Annotated in this window: 13 protein-coding genes; 3 read left to right on the top strand and 10 right to left on the bottom strand. The window is 68.0% G+C overall.

Translation table 11 applies throughout. The features are described from left to right. The first annotated feature begins 113 nt into the window (after positions 1 to 113). The 3 genes from CPY97_RS11025 to CPY97_RS11035 are packed head-to-tail and all read left to right on the top strand — an operon-like array spanning position 114 to position 3,924. Positions 114 to 1,292, top strand: a complete 1,179-nt coding sequence (locus tag CPY97_RS11025) for an acyl-CoA dehydrogenase family protein (RefSeq protein WP_096422716.1) — start codon at positions 114 to 116, stop codon at positions 1,290 to 1,292. 35 nt (positions 1,293 to 1,327) lie between these two features. Continuing rightward, entirely contained in the window at positions 1,328 to 2,650 is a 1,323-nt protein-coding gene (locus tag CPY97_RS11030; protein WP_096422718.1) for an O-antigen ligase family protein, read from the top strand. Beyond that, positions 2,650 to 3,924 carry an exopolysaccharide production protein gene (locus tag CPY97_RS11035; protein ID WP_150129264.1) on the top strand — a complete coding sequence of 425 codons (1,275 nt, stop codon included), beginning with the start codon at positions 2,650 to 2,652 and terminating at the stop codon, positions 3,922 to 3,924. The genes CPY97_RS11030 and CPY97_RS11035 overlap by 1 nt, the downstream gene beginning before the upstream one ends. Here CPY97_RS11035 and galE read toward each other — a convergent pair. From galE to CPY97_RS11085, 10 genes are all read right to left on the bottom strand, one after another. Beyond that, a complete protein-coding gene (gene galE, locus CPY97_RS11040) occupies positions 3,901 to 4,857 on the bottom strand; it encodes a UDP-glucose 4-epimerase GalE (RefSeq protein ID WP_096422722.1) in 957 nt (318 codons plus the stop codon). The genes CPY97_RS11035 and galE overlap by 24 nt on opposite strands. Positions 4,858 to 4,866: 9 nt before the next feature. Beyond that, positions 4,867 to 7,203, bottom strand: coding sequence for a cell wall-binding repeat-containing protein (locus CPY97_RS11045; protein WP_096422724.1), 2,337 nt, complete (start codon positions 7,201 to 7,203; stop codon positions 4,867 to 4,869). A 9-nt stretch (positions 7,204 to 7,212) separates the two neighbouring features. Further along, positions 7,213 to 8,934 carry a cell wall-binding repeat-containing protein gene (locus CPY97_RS11050; protein ID WP_096422726.1) on the bottom strand — a complete coding sequence of 574 codons (1,722 nt, stop codon included), beginning with the start codon at positions 8,932 to 8,934 and terminating at the stop codon, positions 7,213 to 7,215. 114 nt (positions 8,935 to 9,048) lie between these two features. Further along, complete coding sequence (locus CPY97_RS11055; RefSeq protein WP_150129265.1) at positions 9,049 to 10,239, bottom strand: hypothetical protein; 1,191 nt, start codon at positions 10,237 to 10,239, stop codon at positions 9,049 to 9,051. Positions 10,240 to 10,241: 2 nt separating this feature from the next. Next, entirely contained in the window at positions 10,242 to 11,363 is a 1,122-nt protein-coding gene (locus tag CPY97_RS11060) for a glycosyltransferase (protein ID WP_096422730.1), read from the bottom strand. Beyond that, positions 11,360 to 12,499, bottom strand: a complete 1,140-nt coding sequence (locus CPY97_RS11065; protein ID WP_096422732.1) for a glycosyltransferase — start codon at positions 12,497 to 12,499, stop codon at positions 11,360 to 11,362. The genes CPY97_RS11060 and CPY97_RS11065 overlap by 4 nt, the downstream gene beginning before the upstream one ends. Beyond that, complete coding sequence (locus CPY97_RS11070; RefSeq protein ID WP_096422734.1) at positions 12,496 to 13,629, bottom strand: glycosyltransferase; 1,134 nt, start codon at positions 13,627 to 13,629, stop codon at positions 12,496 to 12,498. The genes CPY97_RS11065 and CPY97_RS11070 overlap by 4 nt, the downstream gene beginning before the upstream one ends. Beyond that, positions 13,626 to 14,831: a glycosyltransferase gene (locus CPY97_RS11075; protein ID WP_096422736.1), complete on the bottom strand. Its 1,206-nt coding sequence runs from the start codon at positions 14,829 to 14,831 to the stop codon at positions 13,626 to 13,628. The genes CPY97_RS11070 and CPY97_RS11075 overlap by 4 nt, the downstream gene beginning before the upstream one ends. Then, positions 14,828 to 15,907 carry a glycosyltransferase gene (locus CPY97_RS11080; protein ID WP_096422738.1) on the bottom strand — a complete coding sequence of 360 codons (1,080 nt, stop codon included), beginning with the start codon at positions 15,905 to 15,907 and terminating at the stop codon, positions 14,828 to 14,830. The genes CPY97_RS11075 and CPY97_RS11080 overlap by 4 nt, the downstream gene beginning before the upstream one ends. Next, positions 15,904 to 17,679, bottom strand: coding sequence for an ABC transporter ATP-binding protein (locus CPY97_RS11085; RefSeq protein WP_231924092.1), 1,776 nt, complete (start codon positions 17,677 to 17,679; stop codon positions 15,904 to 15,906). Before CPY97_RS11085 ends, CPY97_RS11080 begins: the two co-directional genes overlap by 4 nt. Between the last annotated feature and the right edge of the window lie 41 nt (positions 17,680 to 17,720).

Genomic DNA, 17,720 nt, shown 5'->3' on the forward strand with positions numbered 1-17,720 from the left:
CCGAGCCTAACCATCGTGGACAGCCGACAACGACGGATGTTCGTACCCGCGATCGAGGTGCGCTCTCGTCACAAAACGGCCTCGCCGGAGGCGCTGCCCGCCATAGTGGAACCATGACTTTCGAGCCCCTCATCAGTGACTTCTACGGCTTCGAGGCGCAATTGCGCGATCACGAGAAAGACGCCTTGGCCGCCCTGCGTGCGGACATCGAGCACCACCTCAAGCCGCTCGTCAACGACGCATGGGAGAAGGCGGAATTTCCCCGCGAGATCATCGACGTGCTGCACAAGCACCCGACGTTCGGTGAACTGTGGGACGAGACCCGCACCGGCGACTACTCGGCACTCTACGGTGGCTGGACGGCCCTTGAACTGGCCCGTGTCGACGCCAGCGTTGCCACGTATGTCGGCGTGCAGAACGGACTCGCAATGGGGTCGATCGGTGTGTGCGGCTCAGACGAGCAGCGCGCAGAGTGGCTTCCGAAGCTGCGCAGCGGCGAGGTCATCGGGGCGTTCGGCCTGACCGAGCCCCTGTCGGGCAGCGACAGCGCGCAGGGTCTGCGCACGACGGCGACCCCCGACGGCGACGGCTGGGTGTTGAACGGCCAGAAGCGCTGGATCGGCAACGCTACCTTCAGCGACATCACGATCGTCTGGGCAAAGAGCACCGAAGACGGTCAGGTCAAGGGCTTCATCGTGCCGACCGACACCCCCGGCTATGTCGCAACGAAGATCGAGCGTAAGCAGGCACTGCGCATCGTGCAGAACGCCGACATCACCCTCACCGACGTGCGAGTGCCGAACAGCCTGAAGCTCGAGAAAGCCGAGTCGTTCAAGAACACGGCCAGCGTCTTGCGCCTCACGCGCGCCGAGGTTGCGTGGGCCGCCGTCGGCACCGCGATCGGCGCCTACGAGGCCGCCGTCGCGTACACGAAGGAGCGCCACCAGTTCGGTAAGCCGATCGCGCACCACCAGCTGGTACAAGACCTGCTCGCCCGCTGCCTCGGCAAGATCACGGCATCGATCGCCCTGTGTGTGCGCGTCTCGCAGATGCTCGATGCGGGCGAGCAGCGCGACGAGCACGCGTCGATGGCGAAGGCGTTCGCAACGACGTCAATGCGCGAGGTTGTCGCGCTGTGCCGCGAGGTGCTCGGTGGCAACGGCATCGTGCTCGACTACGACGTTGCTCGCTTCTTCGCCGACGCCGAAGCTCTCTACAGCTACGAGGGCACCCGCGAAATGAACAGCCTCATCGTGGGCCGCGCCATCACGGGGGTGAGCGCCTTCGTCTGACGGGCACGCCTCACCCCGCCGATAGGCTTGAGCCCATGAAATGGGTGCGAGAACGCCGTGTCGCGCTCACCGCCCTGACTCTCTTCACCTTGCTTGCCGGCGACTTCTGGCGGTACCTGCTCAGCTGGTGGGGGTGGGGCATCGTCGTCGGGGTCCTGCTCATCGGGTGGATTGCGCTTGCCGTGAAGACGCGCGTTGATCCGCGACGGATTCCGATCGCGCTCGCCGCGTTCATCCTTATTGCCGCACTGTCGACGATCTGGTCGGCGTACCCGCTCACGACCCTGCTCGCCGTGTCGACAACCGTCGCCACGGTGTTCGTCGGCGTCATCATGGCCGCCACCGTCTCTCTCGACCAACTGTTGCGAGCCCTCGGGGTCGCGGCCCGCTGGATCATCGGGCTCTCGCTCGTGTTCGAGTTCGTCGTGGCTACCATCATCCGCCGCCCCGTGTTGCCGCTATGGGTCGAGTATGAACCGCCGATTCCCGGGCCGTTCTACTGGTCGCGCGGCGACCTCTTCGACGTGTTCGCCGGCGGTCGCATTCAGGGCATCGTAGGCAACGCAAACCTGCTGGGCACCGTCGCCGCACTCGCGCTCATCGTCTTCGCCATTCAACTGGTCGACCGACGGGTACCGATCGTCACCGGGTGGTTTTGGCTCGGCGCGTCGGTGGTCACGATTCTCTTCACCGAATCAGCGACCATTACCGTCGTGCTGGCGGGGTGCGCCTTCACGCTCGGCGTCGTGGTGCTCGCTCGGCGCTACCCTCACCGACGGAAGACGGTCTACGTCGCGACCGTCGGAATCGGCGTACTCGGCACCGTCATCGCCATCGCGCTGCGCGAGCAACTGCTCGATCTACTCGGTCGCAGCGGAGACTTGACCAACCGGCTGGGCATCTGGGAGCAGGTCATCGGGCTCTGGGCCGAGAGGCCGATACTCGGGTGGGGCTGGATGAGCTACTGGGCACCGTGGGTCGAGCCCTTCGATGACCTGGTCATCATCAACGGTGTCACGTATCTCCAGGCACACAGCGCCTGGCTCGACGTTGCCGTGCAGCTCGGCGTGATCGGGCTCGCCCTGTTCACCGTGGCAGTCGTGACGGCGGTGCTGCGATGCGCCTCCTGGTCCATCGACGCCGCGGAAGGCGAGCAGGCCCACACCCCGACCCTCCGTCTGCTCCCGGCGCTCGTGATGACGCTGCTCGTCGTGCAAAGTTTCGCCGAGTCGCGGTTGCTCGTCGAGGCGGGGCTCGTGCTCTTCACGTTCTTCGCCGTTGCGTCGATGCGGGCGGGCCTTCCCCCGATTTCTCCGTCGATTCCCCTTCCGGTGCGCGCGCCCAACCGGGCCTCGTGATGGCTGTTCCACGCGCATCCGTAATTCGAGGCGTGCTGGGCTCGCCACGATTCAGCCAGGCGCTGACCGAGGCGATGCTGATCACGGCGGTGACAGCAGCGGTATTGCGAGCGCTGCTGGGCTGGTCGGGGTACCTGGCCATCGTGGTGGGCCTGGTGGCGCTCGGGCTCGCCTCTCTGACCGCCCAGCCGGAACGTATCGAGTGGCGCGGCACCTTGCCGATTTCTCTCATTGGGCTGTTCAGCGTGATGGCGGTCAGCACGCTGTGGAGCGCGTATCCGGGTGCCACCGTGCAGGGCGTCGCTTACGCACTGTGTTTCGGCGTCATGGGGGTGTACATCGCCCTCGTTCGCGATGGGATTCAATTGGTCCGCAGCGTCGGAAACGTTCTGCGGGGCGTGCTGACCGTGGGCATCGCACTCGAGATCCTCTCCGGGATTCTATTGGATGCTCCGATCAGCTTCCTTGGAATCGCGGGCAACCTCGCCGTCGGTGGCCCGATACAAGGCATCGCGGGAACGCGGAACTCGCTCGCCTTCGTGGCGGCGCTGGCCATCATCACGTTCTGGATCGAATACCGCACTCGTTCGGTGTCGAGCGGTGTTGCGACGTATGGGCTCGCACTTGCCTGCCTCAGTCTGCTGTTCGCTCGTTCTCCCGTGAGCTGGTTCGTGCTCGCGGCTGTGTTGACCGCCGGCCTCATCCTCGTAGTGGTACGCCGCCAGCCGGCCCGCGCCCGCAGACGCACCCAGGCAGCTCTGCTCATCACCGCGGTGGTAGGCATCGCGTTCGGGTGGGCCTTCCGCGGTCGACTCGTGGGAATCGCCGACGCCGCCATCGACGTACAGTCGCGCACCAGTGTGTGGGCACAGATTCAAGACCTCGTCGAGCCTCGCGTGCTCGAAGGCTTTGGCTGGGTAGGTCCATGGCGTCCCGAACTATTTCCATTCGCCGCGGTGCGTGACGCGTTCGGTGAGCGCCCGCCATCGGCGCTCAACGCCTACGTCGACACCGTGTTGCAGCTGGGCGTCATCGGCGCTGTCGTGCTCGGCGGGGTGCTTGCGCTCGCCGTCGTGCGCGCCTGGCTCGTCGCGTCGCAGCGCAAGAGCACCGTGTACGTGTGGCCGGCTCTCGTGCTGGTGCTTCTCATCACGACGAGCATCACCGAGAGCTATCTTCTCTTCGAGCTGGGTCTAATGTTGCTCGTGTTGAGCGTTATGGCCGCCTCTCGTAACAGGTCCTGGCGACAGTTACTCGCCCCGCGCGACGGCTGAGTCGAGGACATCGTTGATCGAGTGTCGGGCGCGCCAATCCAGGGCACGCCTGATCGCTGCCGTGTTTCCGACGACCCGCGGCGGGTCACCCTCTCTGCGTGGAAGAACGATCGCAGGCGGACTTCCGGGAAGCCGCGCGCGCAATCCGTCAACGATCTCACGGACGCTTGTTCCCACCCCGGTGCCGACGTTGAAAACGCGATGCGGCTCGCGTTGCCGGGGAAGCGCATCCAGCACCGCGAGGTGTGCGTCTGCCACGTCTGCCACGTGGACGAAATCGCGGATGCAGGTGCCGTCTGGCGTGTCGTAGTCGTCGCCGAAGATGCGAGGCGACTGTCCGTCGCGCAGCCGCCCCAGCACCATCGGAATCAGGTTCAGGCCCGCCGTGTCAACCAGGTCGGGCCACTGGGCCCCCGCAACGTTGAAATAGCGAAGACTCACGGCCCGTAGCCCGTGAGCGCGTGCCGCGGCCGCCACCAGCCACTCCCCGAGCAGCTTCGTGCGCCCATACGGGTTCGCGGGCGCCACGGGGGCATCTTCATCGACGTCAGCCGTCGCATCCCCGTACACGGCGGCGGACGACGAGAACACGACGTCGCGCACGGCGGTGTCGCGCGCGGCCGCCAGCACCGCTGCCAGAGCTCGCGTGTTGTCGCGGTAGTACTCCAGCGGATGCTGCACCGACTCGCCCGCTTGCTTCCTGGCCGCGAGATGGACGATGGCCGTCACACCGTGCTCGGTGATGACGTCGCGCAGTACGCGACGCGCATCCGGGCCAGCCAGATCGAGCGAGACGCTCGGTATGCCGCTGATGCGCTCCCGTCGACCGGTGACGAAGTCGTCGACGACGACGGGCGTGTCCCCACGATCGCGAAGTTGGCGCACGATGTGCGCGCCGATGTACCCGGACCCTCCCGTGACAAGAACGCTCACCCGAGAAGCCTAGGGGCAGGGGCGCAGACGCCCCACATCGCTGGAGAGCACGCCAGAGCCTCCCAGCAGGGTGACGCGGCCCACACTGAGCGAGCGCATGTGGGCGATCATGTCTCGAGGAACGCAGGTGGTGGGCGCGATGTACATGGGCGCGCCGCGCACGCCGGCCAGCACACTGCCGGCGAGAGCGTCGGGGAAGTTCAGCCCGTACGTCACCAGCGCGTCGCTCGCGCTGCCGCGAACCGCCTGCTTGTTGATGGCCAGTGATGTCGCGAAGCGGTCGGCACCGGCCAGGCGCGTCACCGGGGCGACCGTTCGCAACGACGTCACCACGCCGCCGGAAACCACTCCCGTTCCGCCTGCCACGTAGATCTGGGAAATGCGCATGCGGGTGAGCAAGCTGCGCGTCGCTGAGTCGACGGTCGATGCCGTTCCCGGTACCAGCACGACGGGTGCCGCTCGGTTCGCGCCCGCAGCACCGGCAGAGAGCGCGTCAGCGAATCCGGCGCCGGTGGCGATGTAGACCTCCGACGCGCGCGGGAACGCGAATTCGGCGATCGCCCGCGACGTGGCGTAGCGGTCGGCGCCGCCGAGCCGGGTCACCGAGCGGGACGACGCGAACGAGCGCAACTCGGTGGCAACCGCACCAGACACGACCCCCGTACCGCCGACGACGACAATGCGCTGAGGACGCAGGCGATTGAGCTCGGTTCGAACGACCGACGGGATGCTCGTGGGCCCGACGAGCAGGACCGGTCCGCCCAATTGCACGGCGGCGGGCCCCGCGCTCAGTGCGTCAGGAAAGCTGAGCCCATTCGCGATCACCACAACGGGGGCGCCGGAGGGGAAGGCCGCGCGCGAGATTTCGACGGCCGTCGCGAAGCGATCGGGCCCGGCGAGCCGAGCGGTACTGACGTTCCACCAGCTGCCCGTGCGTGCCGCCGACAGTGAGCGTTCGCCCCAGCGCGCCCGAACACTGTATGCGGTCACACCGTTGGGGAGGTTCGGTACGGAGACCTGCCATGACCCATTCGACGCTACCGCTGCCGTACGCGTGACCGAGCCGTTGAACGTGACTTCGATGCGGTGCCTCGGACCACCGTGCTGCAGCGTTCCTCGCATGGTCGATCCGGTGAAGCTTCCGGTCGTCGACGGAGTGGTCACGAGGGGCGTCGATATACCGATCGATGGTTCCCATGCTCCCTGGTACAGGGTCTCGGCGCTAGCGCCGCTGGAGGCGTACAGCGGAGCGAACACGCCGAGGCTTCCTGCCGTGCAGCCCCCCGACGAGTTACTGGCCGACGTCACACCGATCGCCGTCGTGCCGGTGAGCGCGGCGCCTCCGCTGTCTCCGCCGAGCACGCAGATGGACGCGACGATGCCGTTCACCTGATACGCGGTGGGATCGTCAGCCCCGCCGACCCGCAGGTTCTGGTTGACGGCGGTGATCGTGCCGCAGGTCCAGCCCGTCGTCCCGCCCGACTTACAGATCGGAGCACCGACGACGGCACGGGTCGCGTCGCGCACGATGACCGGGGCCGACGACAGCGGTCCACCCTGACCTCCACCCCAGGTGACGACCTCGGGTCGTGAGGTCCAGCCGGAGCGCGTGACCCCGACGAGACCGTGATCCCACCCTCCAGACGTACCGTTTCCGCCCGTCACGTGCGAGTCGGGAATCGGCTCGCCGATGTTCACGAATGGCGTGCGGAAGTTGCCGGGCGAGACCGCGGTCATGATCGAGCGGGTGCCCGAGAGGTCACCGTCGCAGTGGCCGGCGGTCAGAAACTGCGGTGCCCCCGTTGCGGTTGCAACGCCGGGGAAGCCGACTGAGCAGCGAAAGCCCTCTCCCCCGTCGCCCGGAAAGAAGTACGGCAATCCTCCGCGGAGGTCGTTGGCGGGCAGAAACAGTTCGTCGGAGTAGTCCGGCGACGGCGGTTCGCCGACTTCGGCAACGAGCCCCTCGGCTTCCACGATCGGAACCTGATTCGGGTCGGAGAGGTAGACGACAACAGCCTTGGTCGTCAGCTCAGCCCCGAGGACGTCGATGCCGGCAGGGAGGGAGTCGATCCGGTCGACGGCCTCGCGGGCCCGTTCCGATTGTTCGACGTACTCGCGGGCGGACATTCCGAGGTCCCGTTCGAGAGCGGCCTCCAGTTCGGCCGGCACATCCTCGGCCTCGCCGCTGACAGTGACGGCATCCACCGTCTCCCACGGTGTGGTGGCGGTCGCCTGCGCCGGCGACGCCGCCACAACCGCCTCGACGAGAATGAGCGCCCCAACCGATGCTGCGGCAACCGCCAGACGACCGTGCCGTGTAGCCCAGCGGACACCGCCCGTCGTCATGGCGTCACCCTACAGACAGGGTTGGAACGAGCGCGACGTGCCGGCGACGATCGCCGTACCGCCAACCAGCGTGATGTGGCGAACGCCGGCGTTGCCCAGGTGCGTTCCCGACGCCGCGGGCATACAGGTGCCCGGGGTGAGGTGCAGCGGGGACTGCGTCGCTCCCGCGGCGGCAGCGGCACTGAGAGCGTCGGGGAAGTTGGTCCCGCTCGCAAGGTATGCGCGCTCCGCTGCGGGGAAGGCGTAGGTGTTGATGGCCGCCGCCGTGGCGTATCGGTCCAGCCCGCCCTGACGAACCACCGAGTTCACGCTGGAGATCGACCGTATGGAGTCAACGAATGACCCGCCGGGCAGAACTCCCGTGCCCCCAGCGAGTACGACGGTGCGCACACCGAGCGACCCCAGAAGCTGCCGCGTCTCTTGCGGCATCGATGTCGACCCAGGGGGGACGAGAACGACCGGCCCTCCGAGCGCTCCGGCCGCAGCGCTCGCGGCGAGCGCATCGGGGAAGTTCGCACCGCTGGCGACAAACGCAATGGAGGCGCCGCTGGGGAAACCTGCGCGCGCGACCTCGTTCGCGGTCGTATAGCGGTCTGCGCCCGAATCGCGACGGATGCTGGGCGCGAGGGGACGGAGTTGGTCGACCACCGCGCCCGGGATGACTCCCGTGCCGCCCACGACGACGATGCGACTGGGTGCGAGTCGTTGAATCTCAGCGCGCACCACAGGGGGCAGGCCCGTCGACGGGGTGAGAAGCAGAGGCGCGCCGGCGTTGGCGGCGGCTGGGGCGGCGGCGAGCCCGTCGGGGAACGAGGACCCGACGGCAACGTAGACGACGGCGGCGCCGTCGGGATACGTCGCTTTGGAAATCTCGACGCTCGTGGAGTAGCGGTCATCACCGGCGAGACGAGAGGCGCCGACGTTGGTGGGGTTGAAGCCGGTCGGGCTGCCGAACCACTGCGAATAGATGCGCCAGAAGTTGCGGTTGCCGTACGCGGAACAGGAATCACCGAGCCCGAAGAGGTTGTTCATCGCTGCCGCGTTCGGCGTGTACGGGGTGTAGTTGTACAGCCCCGCTGTGGCGGCATTGCGGATGGTCACGGTGACGCTTCCGCACGCCGTGTTGGGGTGATATCGCACGGCTTGCGTGCGAACACGGTGACTGAAGTTGTGTGGCTCGAGGCGATAGCGCTGGAATTGCGCCGCCGCGTTGTAGACCTGGTTGAAGAATCCCGCGAAATCGGGGTGACACCATCCTGGACGGCTGGGGTCATCGGGGCAGTAGTAGCCCATTGCCCGTTCGAGTGTCGAGTTGGAAGGGGACCGACTCGTGACGAGGCTCTGCTCTTTCTGCAGGGTGACGAGGATGACCTTCGCACTGATGTTGCACGACTGCTGAACTTTGAAGATGATCCGTGCCGCGGTTTCATTGCTCGCACCGGCGTAGCCGTTGCACCGCGGCGTCACGGGACGGTCTCCGGTGGACTGGCGATAGATGTTCAGGCAGTTCGCGTTGTTGCAGGTTCCGATCTGGCGATTCAGGAACTGCTGAATCTCGCTCTCGCTCATCGCGGCGCCGTCGTAGAACAGGTGGTCCGCAATGATGTAGCCCGGATCGAAATCGGCCGCGTTCACCGCCTGCGCGGGCTCGGGCGCATCGGTAGCGACGATCAGTGCGCCGACCAGAAGTGCGCTGGCGACGACGGCCACGATGCGACGCAGCGACTTCATGATGGTTCCCCCCAGATCGTCGCGCCCCCCGGCGCGCGACGTTGTCAGGGTAACCCGAAAGTGAACGGCGTGGGGCGCAAGTGGGCGGTGTGGCGTTCGTTGTTCGAACGGCCCCTACGGCGCGCTCGCGAGAAAATCGCCGTGGATGACGCCCGCCGAGAGAGTGCCGTCGTGAACGTGCCGCACGAAAGCAGGACCAGCGGACGCGCGCTCTCGAGCCGCGTCGCGGTCGGAGATCAGGCTGTCGAGGCGATTGCCGAGCTGCTCGGGGGAGCACGACACGATCGGCGGACGCTCTCCCGTCACACCCTCGACGTGGGCAACGACGTCGTCGTGCAGATGAGCGATGACGACTCGTCCGGCGGCCATCGCCTCAACCGCCGCAACGGAGTAAATGCCGAGTCGCACCTGATCGATCACGATGTCGGCCGACCGAACCAGGTCCGGCATCTGGGCGGCAGGCACACCGGAAACGGGACGATAGTCGATGAGGCCGTCCGCGTGCATCCGGTGAAGGACGGGCTCGATGAGGGCGGTGCCCTTGATGCGGGGGTTCGTGGGCGCGTGCAGCACCACCGGGCGCCGTCGGGCAAGTGGTGGCTCGGACGCCACCCACCGTTCCGGCTCGACCATGACGGGCAGCCAGCGCGCGTCAGGGTGATCGCGGAGGAGGTCGGGTGTGGTCACGAACACAGGGCCGCCGGTCTCGGCGAGGAGGCGAGCGTAGCGATCGGCGCCCTGCTGCAGCGCATCCCGCGTCTCCCAATCGTCGTCGTGAAACGGAGAGTGGCGACTGAATTCGCGATGGATGCGCGGACTCCGAAGATCACTGCCGTGCGCAAGGTGCGCCACGGCGACTCCGCGCTGCCGGAGGGCGTGAATCTCGCGAGCCGGGTCGAGATCGAACAGCGTGCCGAAGATCGGTCTGCCCGATTCGACGATGACGTGGCTGTAGTGTTCCGCGATCGCGGCGAACTGTCGACGGCGCCAGTGGCTCGACAGGCGCACGATGTCGCCGCTGACCGAGATGTCGGCGGGGAACCCGAAGGTGTCGCCTGCGGGCCGCTGGTGCACGTTGATGGCGGCGACCCGGTCGAGCCGGTCGAGGGCCCGTGCGAGCAGGTACCCCTGTGCGGCGTAGTTGGTCGCGCCGATCGTGACGCGCGTCGGCGCGTCGAGACGCGGCGGCGGGGGTGGCACCTCGCTCAGGTCATACCGATAGCGACGAGGCCGCAGGCGCACGGCGACGGGTTCCGGGAGGCGGTCGACCGCGGCTCGAAGACGTTCGCGAAAGCGTCCCACCACGGTCACCCCCGTCCGAGGCGACGACGAGCCCGTTGGTCACGCCGGGTTGTGTGCCACGACGCGACCATCATCGGCATCGGCGCCTCCGGGTCGAAGGTGTAGCGCAGCTGCCGCGGAAGCAGGGTGCTGGGCAGCCCGTATCGACGCCGTGTTTTCGCCAGGGAGACGAGGGCGTCCGCGCCGACACCGCTGCCGGGGTGCAGCGAGTCGAGTAGTCGACGGTCGGCCCGCGAGAGACGCGCGAGTGCACCGGGCCCCGCGATGTCGAGCTGCGAAACGATCCCGGTCAGCTCTTCTCGTTCGTCATCGTTCCAGTGCTCCGGCATCGGACGGTTCACGAATTGACCGAGCACGTTCACCCGAAGCGTCTTGACGACGATGGCACGCCGGACGCTCTCCGGCTGGGCACGAAACCAGCGATCGCTGAGCAGGTCATCCACGAACCGCAGCGCGTGGGCGACCCCTCGCGGCGCGAGAGTCACGCGATCGTCGGCATCGTCGTGAACGATGTATCCGAGCCCGCGGTGACGGGTGATCACGCGGTCGGAGAAATACAGCCGCGAGGTGAAGATGACATCGCCTCCGGGCGACTGTCCTGGCGCCAATCGGATGCCGTCGATGGCGTTCCGCCTCATGAGTCCGAGTGGAGCGCTCCGGTACGCGAGGCGGTCGGCGATTCCGTCGAGTCGGTCGTCGCGCCCTCGCCGCGCCGGCGGCGTGGCAACCACCTGGTCGACACGGCTGCGCCGCACGATCGTGGGCAAGACGACGTCTGCCCCCGTCTCGTGAGCGCGCTCAAGCCACGCGTCGACCGACCCGCGCTCGAGTTCGTCGTCACTGCCCATGATCGCCAGCCACTGAGCTGATGACGCATCGAGTCCTGCGTTGAAAGGTCCCGAGGGGCTCGCGATGCCATCGTGGAGTTCGATGAGTCTGACGCGGGGGTCGTGCGCGACATCGCCGATTGCCGCGGCAATGGATGCGGATTCCACGTTGTGGCAGACCACGGTCACCCGCGCTCGTGCGGACGCGACCAAGGCCGAGCGAACCGCTCTCCCCACCGGGCGGCGGGCATTGTGCACGGCGATGATCACATCGACAAGAACCCCGTCTTCGCCGGTCACTGCGCACCCCTCGCTCGAATGACGTCAAGCGCCGCGGCCCACTTCTCGACCTCGAGCGCCGCCGAGAGGGGTGCTGCCGCACGGTGGGCGGCGGCCTTCATCTCGACGACCCGCACGGGGGTGAGCCCCTCGAGCGCTCGCCGCAGCGACTCCGCGGTGAAATCGCCGCACACAACGCCCAGCCCTCGCTCGTCGACGATCGACGACATTTCGGGAGAGGGGCCGACGATGATGCCAAGGCGCGCCTGGACGTAGTCGAAGAGTTTGTTCGGGAGCGCCCAGCGGTGATTGAAGGACGTCGGGGGGAGCACGAAGACCCCGACGTCATGGTGCGCGAGGGTGTCGACGAGGTCGGCATACGGCACCGGATCGTGGAGGCGAGAGCGTGTGGAGCGCGCACATCGCTGTCGCAGGGCCTCGAGATAGGTCGGGTCGTTGGGGGTGAGGTAGAGGTCGAGCGTGACGCTGGTCGTGCTGGCCTCGACCGCGTCGATCATGAGCTCGAGAGCGCGGTTGGGCAGCGCCGCGCCGCTGTGCACAAGCCGAATGGGGTCGCCGACGGGCGTGGGCTCGGCCTCCCGGTAGGGCGTCGCGTTCGTCACCACGGTGGGCGACACCCCGAACTCCGAGCGATAGGCGCGTGCGAGTCCCGCCGAGACCGTACTGGTCGAGGCGGCGTTCGTGACGAAGGTGCGGAGGATCCAGCGGAGGAACGGCGCGACGAACAATCGCCAGCGGAGGAGCTCTTCGCGCTGCCGAGGCGCGTACTCATGCAGGTCGACGTGTACTCGCCTCGGGTCGACGGAACGCATGACCAGTGGCACCGTGTCGACGTCGTTCGCGAGGGCCAGATCGATGGATGCGCGGGGCTCGGCCAGCAGGGATCTCGCCGCCGCGACGGCGGGGTTGCCCCAGTACGCGCGGCGGTACTGCCGCAGGATCAGCGCGGCGCGCGGCCACCGCCAGGCGGGGGCGTCGTCGGGGACCCTCAAGTGCTCGACGACACCGAGCGGGGCCTCGCCGTACCCGAGGGTGACGAGGTCATACTCGTCTCGAAAACGCTCGATCTGTTTGAGCACGCGGGCGTCGCCGGCGAGCGGCGAGAAACTGGCGATGAGCAGACGCGGTCGGCTCATGCCGCGACCCCGATGCGATTCACGAGCGCGCGCCTCCATGGGCCCTCTGCTGCCTCGGCGGAGAGGTCGTGGGCGGCGCGATCAGCGGCGGCCTTCCAGTGCGTGACCGTCTCGGGCGTGAGCGCGTCGAGGGCGTCGGCGAGTGCGTCGACCGTCGGCGCCGCGGTGACGACGCCGAGCGAGTAGCGCTCGACGTAGTGCGCCATCTGACTGGACGGCCCGATGATCACCCCCAGTCGTGCCTGCACGAAGTCGAACAGCTTATTGGGCAGTGCCCACTCAAAGTTTCGCGTCGTCGGTGGCAGGACGAATACCCCGACGTCACCCGCGGCAAGGGTGTCGCCGAGTTGCTCATAGGGAACCGCCGGGTGCACGGTGACGCCCGGCACGTTCTTCGCCCGGTCGCGCAGCTCGTCGAGGTAGGCAGGGTCGTTGGGCATGAGGTACAGGTCGAGCGTTACGGCGGTCGTCGTGCGGGCAGCGGCGTCGATCATGAGTTCCAGGTGGCGACCTCGCTGGGCGACCCCGCTGTGCACGAGGCGAATCGGCGAGGCGACCGGCGTGGGCGTGCGCTCGGCGTAGGGCGCCGCGTTGACCACCACCTCGATGTCGTTGCGACGACTCAACTGGGCGTAGGCGTCGCGGATGATCGGGGCCACTGTGGAGACGGATCCCGTGCGGGCGAGTTCCCGGCGCGCGATGCTGCGGTACAGCGGCGCCAGATGGCGCCGCCAGCCGGCGTCGTGCGAGAGCAGGCCAGGCGTGTATTCATGCAGGTCGGCGTGCACCCTCTCTGCAGGGAACAGGTCGAGCGCGAGCGGCACTGCATCGAGATCGTTGACGATGACAGCGTCGGCGCGCTGGCCGACGAGGGCGGCGCGAACCCAGCGCATCGCGGGCGCATTGCGCAGCGCGCGCCGGCGCTGGGCCAGCACCAGCAGGCGGGCATTCAGCGGATAGACGGCGGCGTCGTCCGGAATCCGATGGTGTGCGGCCACGCCCGCCGGCTTCGGCCCGTATCCGCAGGTCACCACGTCTCCCAGTGCCGCCGCGAGTCGCACCTGCTTGAGCACACGAGCATCGGTCGCGATCGGCGAGAACGCGATGATGACGATCTGCGGGCGACTCACGCGTCCATCCTGGTCGATGACGGCCCTTCGCCGCAGACGCTCATGATGGTGGCTGAGGATCGCCGGCCGTCGTGCACGTCGGCGACGAACGCGGGGCCGGCGGCAGCGCGAGCGCGAGCTTCGTCGGGATGCGCGCACAGTTCGCGCATGCTGGCCTCCAGGCGAGCGGCGTTCGTGACCAGCATGGGCAGTTCGAGCCCCGTTTCCTGACGCACGATGTCGCGGACGTGTTCGCTCGGGTCGCCGACAACCACTCGGCCGGCCGCCATCGCCTCGCACGCGAGCACCCCGTACGAGCCGAGGCCCAGCTGGTCGACGACGATATCTGAGTCGGTGACCATCGTGCGCAGTTCGGCGTGGCTCACGCCTGAGACGCGTCGGTATTCGACGAGGCCCTCGTCTGAGAGGTTCCGAAGCACACGATCGATCACCGCCGACCCTTTGAGCGCCGCACGGCTGGGCGCGTGCAGGACGACGGGACGCCCGTCGTGCGAGAACGGGGCGCCAGCCGTGCTCCACGCCTGTGCGTCAACGACGAGGGGCAACCAGTGGGCCTCCGGCACATCGTTCAGCAGATCCGGGGTGGAGACGAAGGACGGAGCGGGATCACTCTGCCTGAGGCGCTGCGAGGTGGCGACGCGCCTGCGCAGGTCGCGGTACAGGTCCGCGGTGATGGCCCCTGTCGCGAAGGGTGAGTCGGCGTGCCGGGCGGCGTGCGCGTCGGGGTCGCGAATATCGCTGCCGTGCCACACGAACGCCAATTCGCGGCCGGCGCGGCGGACGCGCCGGGCGTCGTCGACAACGTCTCCGCGTATCCCGCCGGCGAAAATCGGTCGCGCACCCTCGATCAGGACGTGAGTAGCCTCTTCGAGCACCTGTCGGCGGTGACGTTTCTGCCACCGAGCGGACCACGCAAAGACCGGAGCGGGGATCGCGAGATCGACCTCGTGTCCGAAAGCAGCTCCCCGGTCGACCGCGAAAGACCGCGCGCTGACCCCGGGCGCGTGGCGACGCAGGCTCTCAGCCCACGCGGCGCCCTGCCCCGCGGCGTTCTCGGCGCCGATGGCGACGCGGGTGACCGCCGTCGAGTCGAATTCGAGCCGTGGAGGCAGGGCCCCGGGGTCGAATCGACGCCCCTCTGGCAGGAGTGCTGCCAGCACTGTGTCGGGGATGATCGCACTCGCACGCCCCACCAGCGTCATCGACCGCCTCCCGGCTCGAGGCGGTAGCGCACGAAACGGCGCAGCACCGTGTCGGTGCGCAGGCTGTCGATGAGGCGGGTCGGCAGCACGCGGGTGCGCCACGACCCCTCGTCGCGCTCACGGTCGCGGTCGACCACGTCGATCCACGGAAGGTCGTGGGCGAGCGCCTCGATCACGCCGCTCTCCGCCCGCGACAGTGCCGCCGCATACCCCGGCGCGAAGCGCGACAGCTCGCGAGCGAGTTGAGCGAGAACGGTTCGCTCCCCCACCGTCGGCTCGGCCCCGCGCCGTCGGGCGACCGCCCCGATGACGTGCACGCGGGCGACCTTCGCGGCGAGCGACCGGCGCACCGCTCGCGGGTAGGCACGCACCTCGGGATCGGTGAGAACGAGTTCCACTGCCCGCAACTCGTCGCCGAGCGACCGCAATGCGGCGGTCACTCGGTCGGGCGCGTCGGCACCGATCACGTAGGCCGGCGCGGCACCGTCGTAGTCGATTCGCGCGCCGCCGGCCCAGAGGCGCGTGCTGATCGCGAGGTCTTCGCCGCTGGACAACCCTTCGGTGAATGGCGCGCCGTCGGCGAGCATGAGTTCGCGACGGACGACGGCGAGTGGGGCCGTGCGCGTGAAGAGGCGATCACGCGCCGGGTGCAATCGGCGGGTGCGTCGCCACCGCGGCAGCGGGGTCGACACGCGCGCACCACTGTCCCGCCGGATGGGCAGGATCACGATCTCGGCACCCTCCGTCGTCCGCGACAGGGCGGCCTGGAGGGCGCCCGCTTCGTAGTAGTCGTCGGAGCCGATGACGGTCACGTAGCGCGCAGTTGCGGCGAGCATCCCGGCATTCATGGGGCCCGCGGGGCTCGCGATGCCGTCGTGGTGTTCGATGACTCGCAGTCGCTCGTCGGAGATGCCGGCGAGACGTGGCCTCAGTGATTCCGCCGCGATGCCGTGGGTGACCACGGTCACCCGCACGGGGAGCCCGGTGTCGGCGAGCGCTGAACCTACCGCCCGCTCCACGGGTCGCTGGGCGGTGTGCACGGCAACGACGATGTCGAGAAGCGGTTCGTCGGTCATTCGGTGGCGAAGCCGGCGAGCTGGGCCTGCACAGCGAAGTCGGGAACGGCGGCGATCAACTCGGCGAAGGTGCCGCGGGCCTCAACGCGGCCGTCCGCCATGAACACGACCTGATCGCTGTCTCGAATGGTGCTGAGTCGGTGGGCGACGGCGACGACGGTGACGTCACCACGAAGCGCACGAATGGCCTGCGCGACATCAGACTCGGTCTTCGTGTCGAGCGCGCTGGTGGCCTCGTCCATGACGAGAACGAGCGGGTCGTCGTAGAGAGCACGGGCGATACCGAGCCGCTGTCGTTGCCCACCCGAGAGAGCCATTCCGCGGTCTCCGACGCGAGCGTGCATGCCGCCCGGCCGGGCCTCAACGGTGCTCCACAGCTGCGCGCGTCGTAGCGCAGTCTCGATGCGCGCTTCGTCGAGCTCGCCCGACCAGGTGAGCGCGACGTTCTGCGCGATGGTGCCGTCGAACAGGGCCACGTCCTGCGGCACATAGCCGACGCGTGACCGCCAGGCGGCCATGACGTCTCGCAGATTCTGCTCGCCCACACGCGCCTCACCGCTGGACGGCACGAGCAGGCCGAGGATCAGGTCGACGAGGGTCGACTTGCCCGCGCCCGACGCCCCCACGATTCCCACCGTTGACCCCATCGGGATGCTGAGGCTGACGTCGCGCAGAGCCGGTGCGTCAGACCCGGGGTAGGTGAAGATGACGTCGGTGAGACGCAATTCGGAGGGCTCGGCGACGAGAGGCTCGCGGCCGATCGTCTCAGCGTTCGCGACGTAGTCACGGGCCTCCGTGATGTCACGCACGACGGCGTCGACCTGGGGCACATTGGCGTGCGTTGTGGAGACGATCGACTGGAACCCCGTCAGCGAGGGGATCATGCGGAAGCCGGCGACGCCGAACAGCGCGACCGCCGCAAAGGCATCCGCCGCGCCGCCGGTGGCGTAGGCCACACCCCCCACGAGCAGAAAACCGCCGACGAGTGCGGCATCGAGCACGAAGCGGGGCACCATGCCCAGGAAGCTGATATTGGCCCGGGCGCGGGTGGTGTGAATGCGGTTGTCATGGACGACCCTCGCGACCTCGGGAGCCTTGCCGGCGAGGGTGATCTCCTTCAACGCCGAAACCATGTCGGTCATCAGGGTTGCGACCTTGAACGAGTAGTCGCGGTTGACCCGGCCAGCCTGCACGGCACGACGTGACACGACGTAGTAGAGCAGCGCGGCGATGAGGCCGAGATAGCCGATCGTGATCGCCGCGGTGACGGGCTGGGCGATGACGAGCACGATCAGCACGGCGACGAAGGTGGTGATGAGACTCGGCAGCGTCGAGATCGGGATGAGAAACCCCGCGGTGACGTTGGCGATGCCGACGTCGGCGAGCCGTACGAGCTGAGCGGTGTTGCGCTTCAGCCGTTCCGTCCACGGGGCTCGAATGTACGCGTCGAAGAGGCGGTCGCCGATCTCGAGCTCGAAGGCGGCGAACCGCCGCGTGGCTCGCCACTGCAGCACGATCGACAGGAACGACTTCAGAATGATGAGCCCCGACACGACGAGCAGGATCCACACATACCCGCTCGGCGGCACCTCGCCGACGAGCGGGAGGGTCACCGGCTCGCCGGCGACCATCGAGGTGAGCGACAGTGCGAGCAGTGCGAGTGCACCGATATCGAGGACGGCGAGTCCGGAGGTGATGACCGTGTAGGTGATGAGGAACGCACGCGCCCGGTCGGGCAGGAGCGGCATGATGCGCCGCAGCGTCGTGTACATCAGCTTCACGGCAGGGCAGCTTTCTCGTCGTCGGCGCGGTG

It is taken from the genome of Microcella alkaliphila, assembly GCF_002355395.1.
Lineage (GTDB): Bacteria > Actinomycetota > Actinomycetes > Actinomycetales > Microbacteriaceae > Microcella > Microcella alkaliphila_A.

Excerpts from the sequence above, each read along its gene's own strand:
- CPY97_RS11025 (WP_096422716.1), top strand. The coding sequence starts at position 114 with ATGACTTTCGAGCCCCTCATCAGTGACTTCTACGGCTTCGAGGCGCAA.
- CPY97_RS11030 (WP_096422718.1), top strand. The coding sequence starts at position 1,328 with ATGAAATGGGTGCGAGAACGCCGTGTCGCGCTCACCGCCCTGACTCTC.
- CPY97_RS11035 (WP_150129264.1), top strand. The coding sequence starts at position 2,650 with ATGGCTGTTCCACGCGCATCCGTAATTCGAGGCGTGCTGGGCTCGCCA.
- CPY97_RS11045 (WP_096422724.1), bottom strand. The coding sequence starts at position 7,203 with ATGACGACGGGCGGTGTCCGCTGGGCTACACGGCACGGTCGTCTGGCG.
- CPY97_RS11050 (WP_096422726.1), bottom strand. The coding sequence starts at position 8,934 with ATGAAGTCGCTGCGTCGCATCGTGGCCGTCGTCGCCAGCGCACTTCTG.
- CPY97_RS11065 (WP_096422732.1), bottom strand. The coding sequence starts at position 12,499 with ATGAGCCGACCGCGTCTGCTCATCGCCAGTTTCTCGCCGCTCGCCGGC.
- CPY97_RS11075 (WP_096422736.1), bottom strand. The coding sequence starts at position 14,831 with ATGACGCTGGTGGGGCGTGCGAGTGCGATCATCCCCGACACAGTGCTG.
- CPY97_RS11080 (WP_096422738.1), bottom strand. The coding sequence starts at position 15,907 with ATGACCGACGAACCGCTTCTCGACATCGTCGTTGCCGTGCACACCGCC.
- CPY97_RS11085 (WP_231924092.1), bottom strand. The coding sequence starts at position 17,679 with ATGTACACGACGCTGCGGCGCATCATGCCGCTCCTGCCCGACCGGGCG.